We start from the raw sequence: 18,692 nt of genomic DNA on the forward strand, positions 1-18,692 counted from the left end.
CACAGCGGCCGCCGTGGACAACGAGGCCGGCAGCGCCTTCTGCTCGAGGGCCTTCCGGGCGGCTGCTCAGCCCAGCCGGCGGGCCGTGACGAACCGGGCCCGGCCCGTCAGGTCCGCGTGGTCCTCGACGCCGGTCAGCACCCGCCGGGCCCGGACCAGGGCCGGGACCGCCGAACCGTGCGTGTCGTCGTGCTCGATCGCCAAGCCGCCGCCCGGACGCAGCAGCCGGGCCCCCGCCGCGATCGCGTGGCGGATCACCGCCAGGCCGCTCTCCTCGGCGAACACCGCGCGCGGCGGGTCGTGCTCGGCGACCTCCGGCGGCACCGGCGTGCCCTCCGGGACGTACGGCGGGTTGCACAGCACCAGGTCGACCAGGCCGTCGAGCTCGGCGAACATCGTCGGGTCGCCGATGTCGCCCGAGTACAGGCGGATCGGCGTGTGGCCCGCGTCGGCGTGCACGTCGGCGTTGTGGCGGGCCCAGGCCAGCGCCTGCGGGTCGATGTCCACGGCGTAGACGACCGCGTCCGGGCGCGCGTGCGCCACCGCCAGCGCGAGCGCCCCGGAGCCGGTGCACAGGTCCACCACCACCGGGAACTCCCGGCCCTGCAGGAACTTGACGCCCCACTCGAGCAGCAGCTCGGTCTCCGGCCGCGGCACGAACACCCCGGCCCCGACCGCGACGGTGATCTCGCCGAGGGCGGCCCAGCCGGTCAGGTACTGCAGCGGGATGCGCTTGGCGCGCTGCTGGACGAGCTGGCCGATGGCCTCGATGACCGGCGGATCGACCAGCGGCACCATCGGCAGCCGGCCGCGCTCGACCCCGAGCACGTGCGCGGCGATCACCTCGGCGTCGAACCGCGGCGAGGCGACGCCCGCGCGCTCGAGGATCCGGGTGGCCTCGATGATGGCCAGGCGCAGCGGCTGCCGATTCACTCGTCGTCCTTCACCTCGTCAAGCCTGGCACACCAGGCGGAATCCCTCGTGAGGACACGCGCCGGTCCTACGGCTCCAGCGTATCGATGCGCGCTCACCGTCCGGCCGACATGTACCCCGCCGGACGACCCCCGGACCGTTGATCGGCGCGGCCTGGCCGGGCCGGCGCCGCGGCAGGCTGACCGGGTCCCGGCGTCCCGGCCGCCCGGATCTCCTAGGATGCAGGGCACCGGGTCGGGGATTCGCCTGCTCGACGGCGCCGCCCGAACCGTTCCGCACCGAAACTCCGGGGAGCCCCGCAGTGTCCACAGAGCCGATCACCCGCCGGGTGGCGTTCATCTTCCCGATCTACAACGAGGAAGAGAACATCGACCTGCTGCACCGGACCGTGGACGAGGTGACCGCCCCCCTCGCCGGGAAGTACGACTTCAGCTTCCTCTACGTCGACGACGGCAGCCGGGACGGCTCGCTGGCCAAGCTCACCGAGCTCAGCGCCCGCGACGAGCGGGTCACGGTGGTCGAGCTGTCCCGCAACTTCGGCCACCAGATGGCGGTCACCGCCGGGCTGGACCTGGTCGACGCGGACGCCGTCGTCATCATGGACAGCGACATGCAGGACCCGCCGCGGGTGGCGCTCGAGCTGGTCGAGAAGTGGGAAGAGGGCTTCGACGTCGTCTACGCGCAGCGCCGCTCGCGTCAGGACTCGGCGTTCAAGAAGCTCACCGCCGGCGGGTTCTACTGGTTCCTGCGGAAGATGGCCGCGGTCGACATCCCCAAGAACACCGGCGACTTCCGGCTGGTCGACCGCAAGGTGGTCGACGAGCTGCGCAAGTACCGCGAGCGCGACCGCTTCCTGCGCGGGCTGGTCAGCTACATCGGCTTCAAGCAGACGGCCGTGCTGTTCGACCGCGACAAGCGCCACGCCGGCGTCACGGGCTACCCGCTGCGCAAGATGCTGCGCTTCGCCGCCGACGGCATCCTCGGCTTCTCGGTGACGCCGCTGCGGATGATCACGCGCATGGGGTACCTGATCTCGTTCCTGAGCTTCGTCGGGATCCTCTACGTCGGCGGCGTCAAGCTGTTCGCCCCGGAGACCGCGGTGCCCGGCTGGGCCTTCCTCGGGATCGCGATGTTCTTCCTCGGCGGGATCCAGATCATCATGCTCGGCGTGCTCGGCAGCTACATCGGCCGCACGTACTCCCAGGTGCAGAACCGGCCGCTGTACGGCGTCGCGTCGGTGCGCACGAGCCCGGGGGTGCCGCTCGAGGCCCGCGAAGGCGCCGAGGCGGGAAGAGGCACCCGGTGAAGCTGATCACGGCGACCCAGCTGCGCTTCGGGCTGGTCGGGGTGGGAAACACCCTCGTCGACGCCCTCGGTTACGCACTGCTGGTGACGCTGGGCGTCCCGCTGTTCGTGGCGAACTTCATCTCGACGACGGCGGGCATGCTGCTCAGTTTCACCCTGAACCGCAACTTCACGTTCCGCGCGAAGGACGGCGACGTCCGCCGCCAGGCGCTGCTGTTCTTCGGCGTCACCGCGTTCGGCCTCTGGGTCGTGCAGGCGGCGATCATCTTCGGCGTCACCGCGGCGTTCCCCGGGGTGAACCTGCTGATCCCGAAGTTCGCCGGGATCGCGGTCGGCCTGGTCTGGAACTACGTGCTGTACCACAAGGTCGTCTTCCGGCAGCGGCCCGTGACGGTCGAGAAGCCGGTCCCGGAGGTTTCGCATGACTAGCACGGCCGTCTCGTCCCGGCTGACCGAGGAGGCCGAGCCGGAGCGGCCGGAGACGGCCCCGGCCAGTCGCTGGGCCTGGGTCAACGGCGACTACGCCCGCGTCTTCGCCGTGGTGCTGGCCTGGCACGTGGTGCTGATCGCCGTGGCTTACCTGTTCGCGCCGTCCAGCCCGGTCAGCGAAGGCATCCCGAAGACCGGCATCGGCTCCACGATGAGCCTCCTGGCGCACACCTACCGCTGGGACGCCGGCAACTACGGCGAAATCGCCGTGCACGCCTACACCGGCAGCTACGCCCCGACCCGGGCGTTCTACCCGGTGTTCCCGATCCTGGTCTGGCTGGTGCAGACGGTCAGCTTCGGCACGCTCGGCCTGCTCGCCGCCGGGTTCCTGGTCAACCTGGTGGCCACCTGGCTGGCCGCGGTCGCGCTGCTGAAGATCGGCCGCCACTTCTTCGACGGCGAGCGGGCGCCGTGGCTGGTCGTCGCCGCGTTCCTCACCGCGCCCGCCGCGTTCTTCCTGCACTCGTTCTACAGCGAGGCGGTGTTCTGCGCGCTGGGCTTCTGGGCCTACCTGTTCGCGCTGCGCCGCCAGTGGCTCTGGATGGGCCTCACGCTGATCCCGCTGACGGCCTCCCGCATCACCGCGGCGGTGTTCGTCGGCCTGTGCTTCCTCGAGTTCTGGCGGTCGAAGAACTGGAAGCTGCGCGGCCTGCTGTCGTGGCACCTGCTGTGGTTCCCGGTGGCGTTCCTCGGCCTCGGCGCGGTGCTGGTCTACATGAAGATCCAGACCGGGGACGCGTTCGCGAGCTTCAACGCGCTCAAGGGCGTGAAGAGCTGGTCGTACCACCACTTCGACCCGAACATCCTCGGAACGCTCTGGGGCGAAGCCAAGATCACCGGCCACGCGCTGCTCGGGGACACCCGGATGGACGCGTGGACGCTGATGAGCCACGTGCTGCCGATGATCGGCCTCGCGCTGCTGTTCGTGTCGTCGGTGTACGTCCTGGTGGCGCTGCGGTCGAAGGGCGTCCCGCTGGCGTTGTTCGGGTTCGCGGCCATCGTGATGCTGACGATGAACAGCAACGTGGTGTCGGTGCACCGCTACCTGCTGCCGTGCCTGGTGATGTACGTGGCGCTGGTCCTGTTCGGCGAGCGCCGCCCGCAGCTGCGAGGTGCGGTGCACGTGGTCCTGTACGCGAACGCGCTGGTCTGCGGAGCGATCTACGTCCGCTTCATCACGGGCTTCTGGGCCGGCTGAGGGGGTCCCCATGCTGCGGATCAAGCACCAGGTCGTCACCTTCGACGCGGCCGATCTCGCGGCCGAGAGCCGCTTCTGGGCGGGCGTGCTCGGCGGCGAGGTGGACGAAGACGGCGACTGGCACATGGTGCTGGTCGACGGGGCGCCGAGGATCGGGGTGCAGCTCGCACCGGACCACACGCCGCCGGAGTGGCCGGACGGCCCGACTCCGCAGCAAGTGCACCTCGACCTGTGGGTCGAGGACTTCGCCGAGGCGCACGAGCACGTCACGGCCCTCGGCGCCACGGTGCTGAAACCGGCCGCCGGGAACCCGGCCGGGGACGACTTCCAGGTCTACGCCGACCCGGCCGGTCATCCCTTCTGCCTGTGCTGGCTGGTGCCCGCGCAGCCCGGGGCTCAGCCCGACTGAGCCGCCAGGCGCTCTTCGCGGTCCGCCGTCGCCAGCGCGTCCAAGACGTTGTCCAGGTCGCCGTCCAGCACCTGGTCGAGGTTGTACGCCTTGTAGTTCACCCGGTGGTCCGAAATCCGGTTCTCCGGGAAGTTGTACGTGCGCACCCGCTCCGAGCGGTCCACGGTCCGGACCTGCGAACGGCGGGCGGTGGACGCCTTGGCCGCCGCCTCCTCCTCCGCGATCGCCTGCAACCGCGCCTGGAGCACCTGCAGGGCTCGCGCGCGGTTCTGGATCTGGGACTTCTCGTTCTGGCAGGACACGACGATGCCGGTCGGCAGGTGCGTGATCCGCACCGCCGAGTCGGTCGTGTTGACGCTCTGGCCGCCCGGGCCCGAGGACCGGAACACGTCGATGCGCAGGTCGTTCGGGTCGACCTCGACCTCGACCTCCTCCGGCTCCGGGTAGAGGAGCACGCCGGACGCGGACGTGTGGATGCGGCCCTGCGACTCCGTCGCCGGCACGCGCTGGACGCGGTGCACGCCGCCCTCGAACTTCAGGCGGGACCACACCCCGTCGACGGTCGCCGTCTTGCTCTTGATCGACAGCGTGACGTCCTTGTAGCCGCCCAGGTCGGATTCCACCGAGTCGAGCACTTCGGCCTTCCAGCCGTGACGCTCGGCGTACCGCAGGTACATCCGCAGCAGGTCGCCGGCGAACAGGGCCGATTCCTCGCCGCCCTCGCCCGACTTGATCTCCATCACGACGTCCGAGCCGTCGTACGGGTCACGCGGGAGCAGCAGCTCGGTGAGCTTCGACTCCAGCTCGGGGATCCGCGCGCTCAGCTGCTCGGCCTCGGCGGCGAACTCGGCGTCCTCCGCCAGCTCCGTCGCCGTCGCGAGGTCGTCGCGGGCGCTGTCCAGCTCGTGGACGGCCCGCACCACCGGCGACAGCTCCGCGTAGCGGCGGCCGAGCTTGCGGGCGCGCGCCTGGTCGGCGTGCACCGCGGGGTCCGCCAGCTGCGTTTCCAGCTCCGCGTGCTCGGCGAGCAGCCCCTTGAGCGAGCTCGAATCCACCTCAGCCACCTCTCAGCCCGGAAATCGAAGACCAAAGCAGTATCACTTCAAAGAAACGGCGCCCACCCGGAATCACCGGATGGGCGCCGTTGATCAAGCTACTTGGCGTCGGCTTCCTTCTTCTGCCGCTTGCCGTAGCGAGCCTCGAAGCGCGCGACCCGGCCACCGGTGTCCATGATCTTCTGCTTGCCCGTGTAGAACGGGTGGCAGTTGGAGCAGATCTCGACGTGGATGTCGCCACTGGTCTTGGTGCTGCGCGTGGTGAAGCTGTTTCCGCAGTCGCAGTTCACGGCCGTGACCACGTACTCGGGGTGAATACCGCTCTTCATGGTGTCCTCTCTCGTTGGCTCCGGGTCCCCAGTCGTTCTCGCGGGGTGAACCGGCGCCGGACTTCAGCGGGTGATTCTGCCAGACGGGCTGACGTGTACTGGAACGCACCCCGCTGACCAGCTATTCCCGGCGTGGCAGGGCCTCCCCGGCTACCCGGGGAGGCCCCTTCCACGGACCGGGACTCAGTCGTCTTCGCCGCCGCCGAGGGCGGTCTTCGAGACCTGCATCAGGAACTCGACGTTCGTCTTCGTCTTCCGCAGCCGCGAGATCAGCAGGTCGATGGCCTGCTGCGAGTCGAGCGCGTGCAGCACCCGGCTGAGCTTCACGGTGACCGCGAGCTCGTCCGGGTTGAGCAGCAGCTCGTCCTTGCGGGTACCGGACGGGTTGACGTCGACCGCCGGGAACACGCGGCGCTCGGCGATCTTCCGGTCGAGCTTGAGCTCCGCGTTACCGGTGCCCTTGAACTCCTCGAAGATGACCGTGTCCATCGTCGACCCGGTCTCCACCATCGCCGTGGCGAAGATGGTCAGCGAGCCGCCGTTCTCGATGTTGCGCGCCGCACCCAGGAACCGCTTGGGCGGGTACAGCGCGGTCGAGTCGACACCACCGGACAGGATCCGGCCGGACGCCGGGGCCGCCAGGTTGTAGGCCCGGCCAAGGCGGGTGATCGAGTCGAGCAGCACGACGACGTCGTGGCCCATCTCGACCAGGCGCTTGGCCCGCTCGATGGACAGCTCCGCGACCGAGGTGTGGTCCGCCGGCGGCCGGTCGAAGGTGGAGGCGATGACCTCACCCTTCACCGAGCGCTGCATGTCCGTGACCTCTTCCGGACGCTCGTCCACGAGGACGACCATCAGGTGGCACTCGGGGTTGTTCGTCGAGATCGCGTTCGCGATGTCCTGCATGATCGTGGTCTTACCGGCCTTCGGCGGCGACACGATCAGGGCGCGCTGCCCCTTGCCGACCGGCATGATCAGGTCGATCACGCGGGTCGTGAGCTTGTGCGACTCGGTCTCGAGGCGCAGGCGCTCGTTCGGGTACAGCGGGGTCAGCTTGGTGAAGTCGGGACGCCGCTTGGCCTCGTCCGGCTCCAGGCCGTTGATCGAGTCGACGCGCACCAGCGGGTTGAACTTCTGCCGCTGCTGCTCGCCTTCCCGCGGCTGGCGCACGCTGCCGGTGATGGCGTCACCGCGGCGCAGGCCGTACTTGCGGACCAGCGAAAGCGAGACGTACACGTCGTTCGGGCCGGCGAGGTAGCCGGAGGTCCGCACGAACGCGTAGTTGTCGAGGACGTCCAGGATGCCCGCGACGGGCAGCAGGACGTCGTCGTCGCGGATCTCGGTGTCCGGCGAGCCGGCCTCGACCCGGCCGCCACCACTGCCGCGGCGACGGCGGTCGCGGAAGCGACGGCCGCGACGGCCGCCTTCCTCGTCGTCGTCCTGCTGCTGCTGGGCCCGGTTGTCGCGGTTGCTGTCCTGCCCGCCGCGGTTGCCGTCCTGCTGGTTGCGCTGACGATTGCCGTCCTGCTGGCGGTTGTCGCCGCGGTCGCCGCGATCGTTGCGGTCGCTGCGGTTGCCACCGCCCTGGCGCTGCTGGTCGCGGTTGCCACCACCCTGGCGGTCGCCCTGCGGACGGTCGCCGCCCTGCTGACGGTCACCGCCCTGCTGACGGTCACCTGCGACCTGACCCTGCTGACGGTCGCCGCCCTGACCCTGCTGGCGGTCACCGCCCTGCTGGCCGTCGGGCGCCCCGGCGGCGCGGTTGGAACCGCGGCGACGCCGGCTGCGGCCGCCCTCCTCGGGCTGGCCGTCCTGACCCTGCTGGCCATCCTGCTGCGGGCGCTCGGCCTGCGGCTGGGTGTCCGACGGCGCGGCGGCGGGCGCCTCGGCCTTCGGCTCCGGCTTGGTCTCGACCGGGGCGGGCGCCTCGGCCTTCGGCTCGGCCTTGCGGGCCGCCTTCGGCGGCTCGCCGACGCCTTCCAGCGGCAGCGTCTCGGCCGCCGCACGCGGCTTGCGAGACTTGCCCTGGCGCTCACGGATCGCGGCGATCAGATCGCCCTTGCGCATCCCCGTCGTCTCACCGACGCCCAGCTCCCCAGCCAGCGAACGCAGTTCGGCGACGGTCTTACCGGTCAGCCCGCCGACCGTCCGCTTGGGAGCGGGGGCGGTGCCGTTCGTCTCGGCCGTGCCGCTCACGTCGCTCAAAAGATCGGTGTTGCTCACACATGTCCTTCCTGACCGATCCACGCCTCCAGGCGGATCAGCGGACTGCCGCTCGCTTCTGATCGCGAACCGGCGTAATTGCCCCCCGATACGGGAGATGAGCTCTTCGGCCGTGCGAAACACAGCTGGAGCGCCTCCACCACAGGGGTTTGCGTCCTCCATTCGGAGGACACGGAATTCGGCACCGCCGAGACCGGAAACCCGCCTGCGTCCCTCCGCGTTACCCCGCGTGCCAGGCGGTGCGGATTCGGCGGATCGACGAAGGATGCGATCCGGGAGATTTCCCGGGACCGGCATCGGGTGCGGAAACGCACGGTGATCGAACGCCCCCGAGGGTAGACCGCAGCGGTGCCGGGTGCAACAACCACCCCCCGCGTGGCGGGCCTGACGGCAGGCACGTGACCCAGCCTTTACTGAGCCGCAACCTGCACGCCCGTGAGATCCACGGGCAGCTCGAAGACGTCGAAACCCTCAACGCCGACTTCGGCGGGGAGTATTCCCCCGGCGGTCAGCGCGAGCACCGTCGGACCGGCACCGGAGATCGCGGCGGCCACTCCGTGTGCACGCAGCGTCGCCACCAGCTCCGTGCTCGCCGGGTACGCGGGGGCGCGGTAGTGCTGGTGCAGCCGGTCCTCGGTGGCCGCGAGCAGGAGCTCCGGCTTCGCCGTCAGCGCGTGCACGGCGAGGGCGGCGCGGCCGGCGTTGTGCGCGGCGTCTTCGTGCGGCACGGTCGACGGCAGCAGGCCGCGCGTGGTCGCGGTGGCCGAGCGCACCGACGGCACGGCCACGACCGGCCGGATCGACGCGTGCGGCGTGAGCCGTTCGGCGTGGAACCGCCCGCCGTCGCACCAGGCCAGTACCAGCCCGCCGAGCAGGCTCGCGGCGGCGTTGTCGGCGTGGCCTTCGAAGCCGGCGGCGAGCTGCAGCGCGTCGGACGCGTCGAGTTCGCGGCCGGCGAGCGCGTACCCGGCGGCCACCCCGGACACCACGGCCGCCGCGGACGACCCGAGGCCGCGCGCGTGCGGGATCGAGTTGAAGCAGCGCAGGTGCAGGCCGGGCAGCTCGACGCCGAGGTGCGCGCAGGTCCTGCGGATCGCCCGCACGACCAGGTGGGTTTCGTCGGTGGGGACGTCCGCGACCCCGCCCGCACCGGCGTCTTCGACCTCGACCTTCAGGCCGGAGTCGATGACCCGCACCTCGACGACGTCGTACCGGCTCAGCGCCATCCCGAAGGCGTCGAAGCCCGGCCCGAGGTTCGCAGTGGACGCCGGGACGGTGATCCGGAACCCCCCGCTCACCGAAGCGCCCCAATGTGGCCTTCGGTGCGTTCAACGCACCCAAGGTGGCCTTCGGTGCGTTGAACGCAACCAAGGCCACATTGGGGCGCTTGCCGGGTGGTGCTCACCGCAGGTCCAGCGCCGCCGCGACCGCCGAGGGGTCCACGGCGAGGGGTTCGACCTCGACGTTGCCCGCCAGCGCCGTCTGCGGGTCCTTGAGGCCGTGGCCGGTCACCGTGCAGACGACCTTGGCCCCGCGCGGGAGCCTGCCGTCGGCGGCCGTCGCGAGCAGGCCCGCCACGCTGGTGGCCGACGCCGGCTCGACGAACACGCCTTCGCGGCCGGCCAGCAGCCGGTACGCCTCGAGGATCTTCTCGTCGGTGACGGCTTCGAAGAGCCCGTTCGACTCCTCTTTCGCCTTGACCGCGGCGGTCCACGACGCCGGGCTGCCGATCCGGATGGCGGTGGCGATGGTGTCCGGGTCGCGCACCGGCTCGCCCAGCACCAGCGGCGCCGCACCGGCCGCCTGGAAGCCGAACATCCGCGGCGTGTTCTTCACCACACCGTCGGCCGCGTACTCCGCATAGCCCGCCCAGTAGGCGGTGATGTTGCCCGCGTTGCCGACCGGCAGGCAGTGGAAGTCCGGTGCTTCGCCGAGGACGTCGCAGATCTCGAAGGCCGCGGTCTTCTGGCCGGCGATGCGCACCGGGTTGACCGAGTTGACCAGTGTGACCGGGTAGTCGGCCGCGGTCTTGCGGGCCAGCTCGAGGCAGTCGTCGAAGTTGCCGTCGACCTGCAGGATCCGCGCGCCGTGCAGCACGGCCTGGGCGAGCTTGCCCATGGCGATCTTGCCCTGCGGCACCAGCACGGCGCAGGTGAGCCCGGCGCGGGCGGCGTAGGCGGCGGCCGAGGCGGAGGTGTTGCCGGTCGACGCGCAGATCACCGCCTTGAGGCCGCTGGCGAGCGCGTGCGTGATGGCCACGGTCATCCCGCGGTCCTTGAACGAGCCGGTCGGGTTGGCGCCCTCGACCTTGAGGTACACCTCGCAGCCGGTCAGCTCGGAGAGGTGACGCGCGGGCAGCAGCGGCGTGTTGCCCTCCCCGAGGGTGACGATCCGCGCCCCGTCCGGGACCGGGACGCGGTCCCGGTACGCCTCGATGAGTCCCGGCCAGGGTTGCCTGATCATGCGATCGCCTCGCTCCGCGAGACAGTGTCCGATCCCTTTCGGCGCATGATGCCCATGGTTCGCTCGCAAGCGTCGCTCACTGGTCTTCGCCTTCCACGCGCATTACGCTGACAACTTCGTGCACGACGTCGAGCCGCCCGATTTCGTCCACAGTGGACTTGAGGGCGGCGTCCGGCGCCTGGTGTGTCACCACGACCAGGCTCGCGCGGTCGCCGACGTCGCTCTGCCGCACCGCCGCGATGCTGACGCCGTGGTCGGCGAACGCCTGCGCCACCTGGGCGAGCACCCCGGCGCGGTCGGCCACGGAAAGGCTGACGTGGTACCGGGTCGGGGTCTGGCCCATCGGCCGCACCGGCAGGGCCGCGTGCGCGGACTCGCGCGGGCCGCGGCCGCCGACGACCCGGTTGCGGGCCACCGCGACGAGGTCGCCCAGCACCGCGCTCGCGGTGGGCGCGCCACCCGCGCCCTGGCCGTAGAACATCAGCTCGCCCGCGGCGTCGGCCTCGACGTAGACGGCGTTGAACGCGCCACCGACACCGGCCAGCTGGTGGCTGCGCGGGATCATCACCGGGTGCACCCGGGCGGACACCGACTCGACGCCGTCGTCGTCGGTGACCCGCTCGCAGATGGCCAGCAGCTTCACCGTGCGGCCGAGCATCCGGGCCGCGGCCAGGTCCGCGGCCGTGACGTCGGCGATGCCCTCGCGGTGCACGTCCGACGCCGTCACGCGGGTGTGGAAGGCGAGCGACGCGAGGATCGCGGCCTTCGACGCGGCGTCGTAGCCGTCGACGTCGGCGGTCGGGTCGGCCTCGGCGTACCCGAGCCTGCTGGCCTCGTCGAGCGTCTCGGCGTAGCCGGCGCCGGTGGAGTCCATCGCCGACAGGATGTAGTTCGTGGTGCCGTTGACGATGCCCATCACGCGCGTGATCCGGTCGCCGGCCAGCGATTCCCGCAGCGGGCGCAGCAGCGGGATCGCCCCGGCCACCGCCGCCTCGAAGTACAGGTCGGCGCCCGCGGCGTCGGCGGCCTCGAACAGGTCCGCGGAGTGCTCGGCGAGCAGCGCCTTGTTCGCGGTGACGACCGACTTCCCGGCCTTCAGCGCCGCGACCAGCCAGCCGCGCACCGGCTCGATCCCGCCGACCAGCTCGACAACGACGTCGACGTCTTCGCTGGTCACGAGCTTCTCGGCGTCGGCGGTCAGCAGCTCCGGCGGCAGCTCGGGGTGCTTGTCCGGACGGCGGACGGCGATGCCGGCCAGCTCGACCGGCACACCCGCCCGGGCGGCCAGCTCCTCCGCCTGCTCGGTGAGCAGCCGGGCGACCTCGCTGCCGACGGTCCCGCAGCCGAGCAGGGCGACCCTGAGGGCCCGCTTGTGCATGACGCTGTGTTCCGGGGCGGACACTGTTCAGACCTCCAGGCGCAGCATGTCGTCGGTCGTCTCCCGGCGCAGCAGCAGCCGTGAGCTGCCGTTGCGCACCGCGACCACGGCCGGCCGCGGCAGCCGGTTGTACGTGCTCGCCATCGAATAGCAGTAGGCGCCGGTCGCCGCGACCGCCAGCAGGTCGCCGGGAGCCAGCGTGTCGGGCAGCCAGCAGTCTCGTACGACGATGTCGCCGGATTCACAGTGTTTTCCCACGACCCGGGAAAGCACGGCAGGCACCGGCTCCTCGTTGTCGCCCGCGGACCGGGAAACCAGCCGGACGTCGTACACCGCGTCGTACAGCGCGGTCCGGATGTTGTCGCTCATCCCGCCGTCGACGCTGACGTACCGGCGCACCGCGTCGTCACCCAGCGAGACGTCCTTGATGGTGCCGACCTCGTAGAGCGTGATCGTGCCGGGCCCGGCGATCGCGCGGCCCGGCTCGCCGGCGATGCGCGGGACCGGCAGGCCCGCGTACGCGCACTCCTTGCGGACGATCTCGCGGATCTGCGTGATCATCTGCGCGGGGGGCGGCGGGTTGTCCTTCTCGGTGTAGGCGATGCCGAACCCGCCGCCGAGGTCGACCAGGCTCAGCTGGTCGAGCAGCTCCGGGCCGTGCTCCTTGGCCAGGTCGGCGAGCAGCCCGACGACGCGGCGGGCGGCGACCTCGAAGCCGTCGGCGTCGAAGATCTGCGAGCCGATGTGGCTGTGCAGGCCGACCAGCTTGAGCGAGCGCGCGTTGAGCACCCGGCGAACCGCCTCGGCCGCGCCGCCCGCCGCCAGCGAGAACCCGAACTTCTGGTCCTCGTGCGCGGTCGCGATGAACTCGTGGGTGTGCGCCTCGACGCCGACGGTCACCCGGATCAGCACCGGCTGCACGACGTCGTGGCGCGCGGCGATGTCGGCCAGCCGCGCGATCTCGAAGTACGAGTCGAGCACCACCGTGCCGACACCGGCGACGATCGCCGCTTCGAGCTCGGCGGGCGACTTGTTGTTGCCGTGGAAGGTGATCCGCTCGGCCGGGAACTCCGCGCGCTGTGCCACGGCGAGCTCGCCGCCGCTGCAGACGTCGAGGCTCAGCCCCTGCTCGGCCACCCAGCGGGCGACCTCGATGGACAGGAACGCCTTGGACGCGTAGTGCACGAGCGACGGGTCGTCGAACGCCTCGGCGTAGTCCGCGCAACGCGACTTGAAGTCGGCCTCGTCGACGACGAACAGCGGCGTGCCGTGCTGCTCGGCGAGCTCGCGGACGTCGACGCCGGCGATCCGGACGACGCCGTCGGCGGCGCGGAAGGTGTTGCGCGGCCACACTTTCGCGGGCAGCTTGTCGAGCTCCTCGACCCCCGAAGGCTGGTGGCCGGAGGTGTCGGCGTGGGTGTGGACGTCGGCGTGCCGTGGGCCCGCGGGGTGCGCCATTTCTTACATCCGTTCCGGAGCGGAGACACCGACCAGGGCGAGACCGTTGGCGAGCACCACGCGCGCCGCCTCGCACAGAGCCACCCGGGCGCGGTGGGCCGGCGTGGCCTCCTCGTCGCCCTTGGGCAGCACGCGGGCCTCGCGGACCGCGTAGAACTTGTGGAGCGCGCCCGCCAGCTCCTCCAGGTAGCGCGCGATCCGGTGCGGCTCCCGCATTTCGGCGGCGCGGCGCACGGTTTCCGGGAACTCCCCGATCGTGCGGATCAGGTCGCCTTCGACCGGCAGCGTCAGCTGTCCGAGATCGACGTCCACACCGGACTTGAGCCCGAGGTCGTCGGCACCGCGCAGCATCGTGCACAGCCGCGCGTGGGCGTACTGGACGTAGTAGACGGGATTGTCGTTGGAGTGCTTGCGCAGCAGGTCGAGGTCGACGTCCAAAGTGGAGTCCACCGAGTACCGGATCAGCTCGTAGCGGGCCGGGTCGACGCCCACCGCCTCGACGAGGTCCTCCATGGTGATCACGGTGCCCGCGCGCTTGGACATCCGCACCGGCTTGCCGTCGCTGACCAGGTTGACCATCTGGCCGATCAGCACCTCGACCGTGGCCGGGTCGTCGCCGAAGGCCGCGGCCGCCGCCTTCAGGCGGGCGGTGTAGCCGTGGTGGTCGGCGCCCAGCATGTAGATGCACAGCTCGAAGCCGCGGTTGCGCTTGTCCTTGAAGTAGGCCAGGTCACCGGCGATGTAGGCCGGGTTGCCGTCCTGCTTGATGACGACGCGGTCCTTGTCGTCGCCGTACTCGGACGACCTGAGCCACCAGGCGCCCTCGTTGAAGTAGAGGTTCCCGGAGTCCTTCAGCTGCTGGACGGCGGCGTCGACCGCGCCGGACTCGTGCAGCGAGTTCTCGTGGAAGTAGACGTCGAAGTCGGTGCCGAACTCGTGCAGGCTCTGCCGGATCTCGGTGAACATCAGCTCGATGCCGATCCGGCGGAACGTCTCGTGCCGCTCGGCCTCCGGCAGCGACAGCGCGCTCGGCTCGGCCTTGATGACCTCGGCGGCGATGTCGTTGATGTAGCCGCCCGCGTAGCCGTCTTCCGGCGCGGGCTCGCCCTTCGCGGCGGCGATCAGCGACCGGACGAACCGGTCGATCTGGGCACCGGCGTCGTTGAAGTAGTACTCACGGGTGACGTCCGCGCCCTGGGCGGCCAGCACCCGGCCCAGCGCGTCGCCGACCGCGGCCCAGCGGGTGCCGCCGAGGTGGATCGGGCCGGTCGGGTTCGCCGAGACGAACTCGAGGTTGATCCGCGTGCCGGCCAGCACGTCGCCGCGCCCGTAGCCCGCGCCGGCCTCGAGCACCTGGCGCACGATGTCGCCCTGTGCGGCCGCGGCGAGGCGGAAGTTGAGGAAGCCGGGGCCCGCGACCTCGGCCGAGTCGACGCCGTCGGCCGCCGAGACCGCCTCGGCGAGCGCCTCGGCGAAGTCGCGCGGCTTCAGGCCGGCCTTCTTGGCCACCTGCAGGGCCAGGTTCGTCGCGTAGTCGCCGTGGTCGGGGTTGCGCGGGCGTTCGATGGTCACCTGCTCCGGCAGCACGGCGTCGTCGATGCCGCGTGCGGCGAGCACCTGCACGGCGGAGCTGCGGACCAGGTCGGCGAGAGCGGCGGGAGTCACTCTCGGAATTCTAGGTGTGCCCAGGTCCGGCGCTCGCAGCGGTCTCGGCCACGTCACGGCCGATGGGTGTGTGAGGCGTTAACCGTGATCAGACGCGTGGTCTCTACACTGGCCCGGGCGGGAATCCGTCCGCAGCCACCAGAGGGAGAACGCGGGAGCCATGGCGAACGGGACAACTCGGAAAAAGGGGTCGGCGGTGAAGGCGGCCCGCGGTTCCGTCGTGAGCAAGAAGGGCACGCCCTGGGGGACGATCATCGCCGTCGTCGGCATCGTCGCCCTGCTGGCCTCCGTGATCACCTACTACATGGTGAAGTCGGCGCCGAAGCGCGACCAGGCCGACCGCGAGGCGGCCGCCGCTTCCTACGCGCCGACCGCGACCGACCCGGATCCGTCCAAGCGCATCCCCGGCGTGGTGACGGCGACCTACACCGGCAGCGTGCACGTGCTGCCGACCGAGCGCGTCGCCTACGACAAGACGCCGCCGTTCGGCGGCCCGCACGACCAGACGTGGGCCACCTGCACCGGCATCGTCTACCCGAACGCGGTCCGCACCGAGAACATGGTGCACGCGCTCGAGCACGGCGCCGTCTGGATCGCCTACAACCCGCAGCAGGTCACCGGCGACGCGGTGAACACGCTCAGCGTCCGCGCCAAGGGCAAGCCGTACACGATGATGTCGCCCTACCCGGGCCTGGACAAGCCGATCTCGCTGCAGTCGTGGGGCCACCAGCTGAAGGTGGACGACGTCAAGGACGCCCGGATCGACGAGTTCATCGCGGCCCTGCGGTCCAACCCGAACGGTGTCTACCCCGAGGTCGGCGCGTCTTGTGACGCGGTGCCCGGCTCGTTCGACCCGGACAACCCGCCGCCGTTCGACCCGTCGAAGCCGGGCCCGGACGCGAAGCCGATGGACTACAAAGGCAGCGCCAGCGCGCAGAACGAGCAGGGCCAGATGAACCAGCCGTCCGCCCCGGCATCCGCTCCGGCGTCGGCCCCGGCCTCGGCGACACCGACGAAGAAATGAGTTCCGAAGCCGGCCTCGATCCCGCCGACGACACCGAGCAGCCGACCTGGTCGCGCTGGGTGATCATCGGCGGGACCTTGCTGGCCGTCCTGCTGATCGGCGCGACGGCCGGCATGTTCCTCACCCGGGCGATCGACGACCCGGGTGCGGCCGCCGTGCCGGCCCGCGGGTCGGTCGAGGTCGGCTTCGCCCAGGACATGTCGACGCACCACCTGCAGGCGGTCACGATGGCGGGCATCGCCCGTGACCGCACGACCGACCCGGAGATCAAGCAGCTCGCGTTCGACATCGAACGCACGCAGCTCGAGCAGGTCGGCCGCATGAAGGGCTGGCTCATGCTCTGGGACCAGCCGGAGCAGGCGATCGGCGCGCCGATGCAGTGGATGACCGAGCCGATGTCCGGGATGTCCGGGATGTCGATGGCGCCGTCGTCGGTCAACCCGGCCGGCGGCGCGCTGATGCCCGGCATGGCGTCCGACACCGAGCTGACCAGGCTGCGGTCCCTGTCGGGCCGCCCGTTCGACGTGTACTTCCTGCAGCTGATGCTCCGCCACCACCAGGGCGGCACGGCGATGGCACAGTACGCGACGGCGCACTCGAGCCTGCCGGCGCTGAGGGCGCTGGTGAACAGCATGACGGCGTCCCAGGGCGCCGAGATGGACCAGATCAAGCTGATGCTCTCGGTCCGGAACGCCCAGCCGCTGCCGGCCTAGGTCCGCGTCACCAGGACAGCTCCTGGCAGCGGCGGGCGCACTGCGGCGCCTCCACCTGCAGCGTCGCGTGCTCGATCGCGTACCGCGACGACAGCAGGTTCTGCGCCTCCGTCAACACGTCCGACTGCTTCGCCGGCGGCGCCAGCGTCAGGTGCGCGGAAGCCACCTCCATGCCCGACGTCAGTGTCCAGATGTGCAGGTCGTGCACGTCCGCCACGCCCGGGAGCGCGGCCAGCTCGGCGTTGATCGCGCCGACGTCGACGCCGTGGGGCGCGTGCTGGAACAGGATGCGCAGCGCCCGCCGGGCGAGCGTCCACGTGCGGGGCAGCACGAACAGCCCGATCGCGACACCGATGATCGCGTCGGCGTAGCGCCAGCCCGTCAGCAGCGTCACCGCGCCGCTGATCAGCACGCCGACCGAGCCGATCAGGTCGGCCAGCACCTCGAGGTACGCGCCGCGGACGTTGAGGCTCTCCTTCGCCCCCGAGCGCAGCACGGCGAACGACACCAGGTTGGCCACCAGGCCGGCCGCCGCGACCAGCAGCACCGGCAGGCCCGGCACCGCCGGCGGGTTGCCGATGCGGCCGATGGCCTCGATGAGGACGTACCCCGCGACGCCGAACAGCAGGATCGCGTTGGCGAGCGCGGCCAGCACCTCCGCGCGGTAGAGGCCGAAGGTGCGGCTGACGGTGGGCCCGCTGCGGCGCGCCAGGACGATCGCGGTCAGGGCCATGCCCACGCCGAGGACGTCGGTGAACATGTGCGCCGCGTCCGACATCAGGGCCAGCGAGCCGGTCGTCACGCTGACGACGAACTCGAGCACCATGAACCCGGCACCCACGCCCAGGGCAATGGCCAGCCGCCGCACGTAGCGCCCCGAGGCGCTCGCCGGCGCGCTCACGTGCCCGTGGCCGTGTCCGTGACCCATGCCGCCTCCGTTCCCGGTTCGCCGTCGGGCCAAACATATAGTCGGATGCGCATATGTGCAACAGAGGACAGGCTAAGTTCACTCACCCGCAAGCTACCCCGCCCGGCGGGGCCACCCAATCCACCAGCCGGGGTTTCCCGCCAGGCGGACCCGTCACGCTTCGACGCCGGGTCCTCTTGGTTCACTGCATCGACCACCACCCCCGAACAGATCGAGGTCCTCCCGATGAGCAACGACCGCGTCGCCCTGATCACCGGCACGTCCACCGGGATCGGCCTCGCCACGGCGGTGCAGGCGGCCCGGCGGGGCTTCCGCACGGTCGCCACGCTGCGCGACACGGGCCGCGCCGACCGCCTGCGCGCGGCCGCCGCCGACGCGGGCGTCGAACTGGACGTCCGCCCGCTCGACGTCACCGACGCCCACTCCGTCGGCACGGCGTTCGAAGGCGTCCTCGCCGACTACGGCCGGCTCGACGTCCTGGTCAACAACGCCGGCGCCGGCCACATCGGCACGATCGAGCAGGAGCCGCTCTCGGCGGTCCGCGAGACCATGGAGGTCAACTTCTTCGGCGTGGCCACCACGACCAAGGCCGCGATGCCGGCCCTGCGCGCGAGCGGCGGCCGCCTGATCACGGTGACCAGCGTCGGCGGCGTGGTCGGCCAGCCCTTCAACGAGGCCTACTGCGCGGCGAAGTTCGCCGTCGAAGGCATGATGGAGGCCCTGGCGCCGGTCGCCGCAGCCCAGGGCGTCACGGTGTGCGTCATCGAGCCGGGCGCGGTCGCGACGGAGTTCGTCAAGAACGTCGGCCTCGACGAACGGGTCTTCGCCGAAGCCGGGCCGTACGCCGGTTCCCTGCGCGCCTACGTCACCAGCGTCACGGGGTCGTTCCAGAGCGCCCAGACGGCCGACAAAGTCGCCGAAGTGATCCTGGGTGCGATGACGGCGGACGCGCCCGCGTTCCGCATCCAGACGTCGAAGCAGGCCGAGCAGTTCGCGGCGGTCAAGTTCGCCGACCTCGACGGCTCGGCCGTGCAGCGGCTGACCGGCGGGTGGCTCGCGTAGGCGCACACCCGGAGCATCCACAGTGGACATATCTCGGCCGGTGTTCACCCGGGACATCCA

At 71.1% G+C, this 18,692-nt stretch carries 17 protein-coding genes; 7 read left to right on the forward strand and 10 right to left on the reverse strand.

The annotated features are described in order from the left end of the window. Window positions 1–66: 66 nt before the first annotated feature. Window positions 67–933 (reverse strand): peptide chain release factor N(5)-glutamine methyltransferase, encoded by an 867-nt coding sequence (gene prmC, locus AB0F15_RS03250; RefSeq protein ID WP_103348399.1) that lies wholly within the window; start codon window positions 931–933, stop codon window positions 67–69. Between the two features lie 301 nt (window positions 934–1,234). Between prmC and AB0F15_RS03255 the strand changes: the two genes are divergently transcribed. Genes AB0F15_RS03255 through AB0F15_RS03270 form a run of 4 tightly spaced genes read left to right on the forward strand, consistent with a single transcriptional unit; the run spans window position 1,235 to window position 4,334 of the window. Further along, on the forward strand, window positions 1,235–2,239 hold the full coding sequence (locus AB0F15_RS03255) for a glycosyltransferase family 2 protein (RefSeq protein WP_360264359.1): 1,005 nt from the start codon (window positions 1,235–1,237) through the stop codon (window positions 2,237–2,239). Continuing rightward, window positions 2,236–2,667 carry a GtrA family protein gene (locus AB0F15_RS03260; RefSeq protein WP_360264362.1) on the forward strand — a complete coding sequence of 144 codons (432 nt, stop codon included), beginning with the start codon at window positions 2,236–2,238 and terminating at the stop codon, window positions 2,665–2,667. Before AB0F15_RS03255 ends, AB0F15_RS03260 begins: the two co-directional genes overlap by 4 nt. After that, window positions 2,660–3,925, forward strand: coding sequence for a mannosyltransferase family protein (locus tag AB0F15_RS03265; RefSeq protein WP_360264365.1), 1,266 nt, complete (start codon window positions 2,660–2,662; stop codon window positions 3,923–3,925). The genes AB0F15_RS03260 and AB0F15_RS03265 overlap by 8 nt, the downstream gene beginning before the upstream one ends. Before the next feature lie 10 nt (window positions 3,926–3,935). Continuing rightward, entirely contained in the window at window positions 3,936–4,334 is a 399-nt protein-coding gene (locus AB0F15_RS03270) for a VOC family protein (protein WP_360264368.1), read from the forward strand. Here AB0F15_RS03270 and prfA read toward each other — a convergent pair. From prfA to argS, 8 genes are all read right to left on the reverse strand, one after another. After that, the gene (prfA, locus tag AB0F15_RS03275) at window positions 4,322–5,389 is read right to left on the reverse strand and encodes a peptide chain release factor 1 (protein WP_360264371.1); all 1,068 of its coding nucleotides are present in this window, start codon (window positions 5,387–5,389) and stop codon (window positions 4,322–4,324) included. The genes AB0F15_RS03270 and prfA overlap by 13 nt on opposite strands. A gap of 98 nt (window positions 5,390–5,487) precedes the next feature. Further along, entirely contained in the window at window positions 5,488–5,718 is a 231-nt protein-coding gene (rpmE, locus tag AB0F15_RS03280; RefSeq protein ID WP_360264374.1) for a 50S ribosomal protein L31, read from the reverse strand. A gap of 183 nt (window positions 5,719–5,901) precedes the next feature. Then, window positions 5,902–7,941, reverse strand: a complete 2,040-nt coding sequence (gene rho / locus AB0F15_RS03285; protein WP_360264377.1) for a transcription termination factor Rho — start codon at window positions 7,939–7,941, stop codon at window positions 5,902–5,904. Between the two features lie 410 nt (window positions 7,942–8,351). Continuing rightward, a complete protein-coding gene (gene thrB, locus AB0F15_RS03290; RefSeq protein ID WP_360264380.1) occupies window positions 8,352–9,239 on the reverse strand; it encodes a homoserine kinase in 888 nt (295 codons plus the stop codon). A 103-nt stretch (window positions 9,240–9,342) separates the two neighbouring features. After that, complete coding sequence (thrC, locus tag AB0F15_RS03295; RefSeq protein WP_360264383.1) at window positions 9,343–10,404, reverse strand: threonine synthase; 1,062 nt, start codon at window positions 10,402–10,404, stop codon at window positions 9,343–9,345. A gap of 76 nt (window positions 10,405–10,480) precedes the next feature. Next, window positions 10,481–11,782, reverse strand: coding sequence for a homoserine dehydrogenase (locus AB0F15_RS03300; RefSeq protein ID WP_360264757.1), 1,302 nt, complete (start codon window positions 11,780–11,782; stop codon window positions 10,481–10,483). Between the two features lie 27 nt (window positions 11,783–11,809). Then, window positions 11,810–13,240, reverse strand: coding sequence for a diaminopimelate decarboxylase (gene lysA / locus AB0F15_RS03305; protein ID WP_360264386.1), 1,431 nt, complete (start codon window positions 13,238–13,240; stop codon window positions 11,810–11,812). Between the two features lie 3 nt (window positions 13,241–13,243). Continuing rightward, window positions 13,244–14,905, reverse strand: coding sequence for an arginine--tRNA ligase (gene argS / locus AB0F15_RS03310; protein WP_360264390.1), 1,662 nt, complete (start codon window positions 14,903–14,905; stop codon window positions 13,244–13,246). 196 nt (window positions 14,906–15,101) lie between these two features. Here argS and AB0F15_RS03315 point away from each other — a divergent pair, with 196 nt between their 5' ends. Then, on the forward strand, window positions 15,102–15,929 hold the full coding sequence (locus tag AB0F15_RS03315; RefSeq protein WP_360264393.1) for a DUF3105 domain-containing protein: 828 nt from the start codon (window positions 15,102–15,104) through the stop codon (window positions 15,927–15,929). Then, window positions 15,926–16,642: a DUF305 domain-containing protein gene (locus AB0F15_RS03320; RefSeq protein WP_360264396.1), complete on the forward strand. Its 717-nt coding sequence runs from the start codon at window positions 15,926–15,928 to the stop codon at window positions 16,640–16,642. Before AB0F15_RS03315 ends, AB0F15_RS03320 begins: the two co-directional genes overlap by 4 nt. Window positions 16,643–16,649: 7 nt before the next feature. Here the strand turns inward: AB0F15_RS03320 and AB0F15_RS03325 are convergent, their stop codons facing one another. After that, complete coding sequence (locus AB0F15_RS03325; RefSeq protein WP_360264403.1) at window positions 16,650–17,570, reverse strand: cation diffusion facilitator family transporter; 921 nt, start codon at window positions 17,568–17,570, stop codon at window positions 16,650–16,652. A gap of 225 nt (window positions 17,571–17,795) precedes the next feature. On the opposite strand from AB0F15_RS03325, the gene AB0F15_RS03330 reads away from it, so the two are divergent. Beyond that, the gene (locus AB0F15_RS03330; protein ID WP_360264405.1) at window positions 17,796–18,632 is read left to right on the forward strand and encodes an SDR family oxidoreductase; all 837 of its coding nucleotides are present in this window, start codon (window positions 17,796–17,798) and stop codon (window positions 18,630–18,632) included. Window positions 18,633–18,692: the final 60 nt, after the last annotated feature.

Origin of the sequence: Amycolatopsis sp. NPDC026612, assembly GCF_040638285.1 — a bacterium.
GTDB lineage: Bacteria > Actinomycetota > Actinomycetes > Mycobacteriales > Pseudonocardiaceae > Amycolatopsis.

What these genes read in the sequence shown, in the direction of transcription:
- AB0F15_RS03265 (WP_360264365.1), top strand. Translation starts at nt 2,660, where the DNA reads ATGACTAGCACGGCCGTCTCGTCCCGGCTGACCGAGGAGGCCGAGCCG.
- AB0F15_RS03270 (WP_360264368.1), top strand. Translation starts at nt 3,936, where the DNA reads ATGCTGCGGATCAAGCACCAGGTCGTCACCTTCGACGCGGCCGATCTC.
- rpmE (WP_360264374.1), bottom strand. Translation starts at nt 5,718, where the DNA reads ATGAAGAGCGGTATTCACCCCGAGTACGTGGTCACGGCCGTGAACTGC.
- thrC (WP_360264383.1), bottom strand. Translation starts at nt 10,404, where the DNA reads ATGATCAGGCAACCCTGGCCGGGACTCATCGAGGCGTACCGGGACCGC.
- AB0F15_RS03300 (WP_360264757.1), bottom strand. Translation starts at nt 11,782, where the DNA reads ATGCACAAGCGGGCCCTCAGGGTCGCCCTGCTCGGCTGCGGGACCGTC.
- lysA (WP_360264386.1), bottom strand. Translation starts at nt 13,240, where the DNA reads ATGGCGCACCCCGCGGGCCCACGGCACGCCGACGTCCACACCCACGCC.
- AB0F15_RS03320 (WP_360264396.1), top strand. Translation starts at nt 15,926, where the DNA reads ATGAGTTCCGAAGCCGGCCTCGATCCCGCCGACGACACCGAGCAGCCG.
- AB0F15_RS03325 (WP_360264403.1), bottom strand. Translation starts at nt 17,570, where the DNA reads ATGGGTCACGGACACGGCCACGGGCACGTGAGCGCGCCGGCGAGCGCC.
- AB0F15_RS03330 (WP_360264405.1), top strand. Translation starts at nt 17,796, where the DNA reads ATGAGCAACGACCGCGTCGCCCTGATCACCGGCACGTCCACCGGGATC.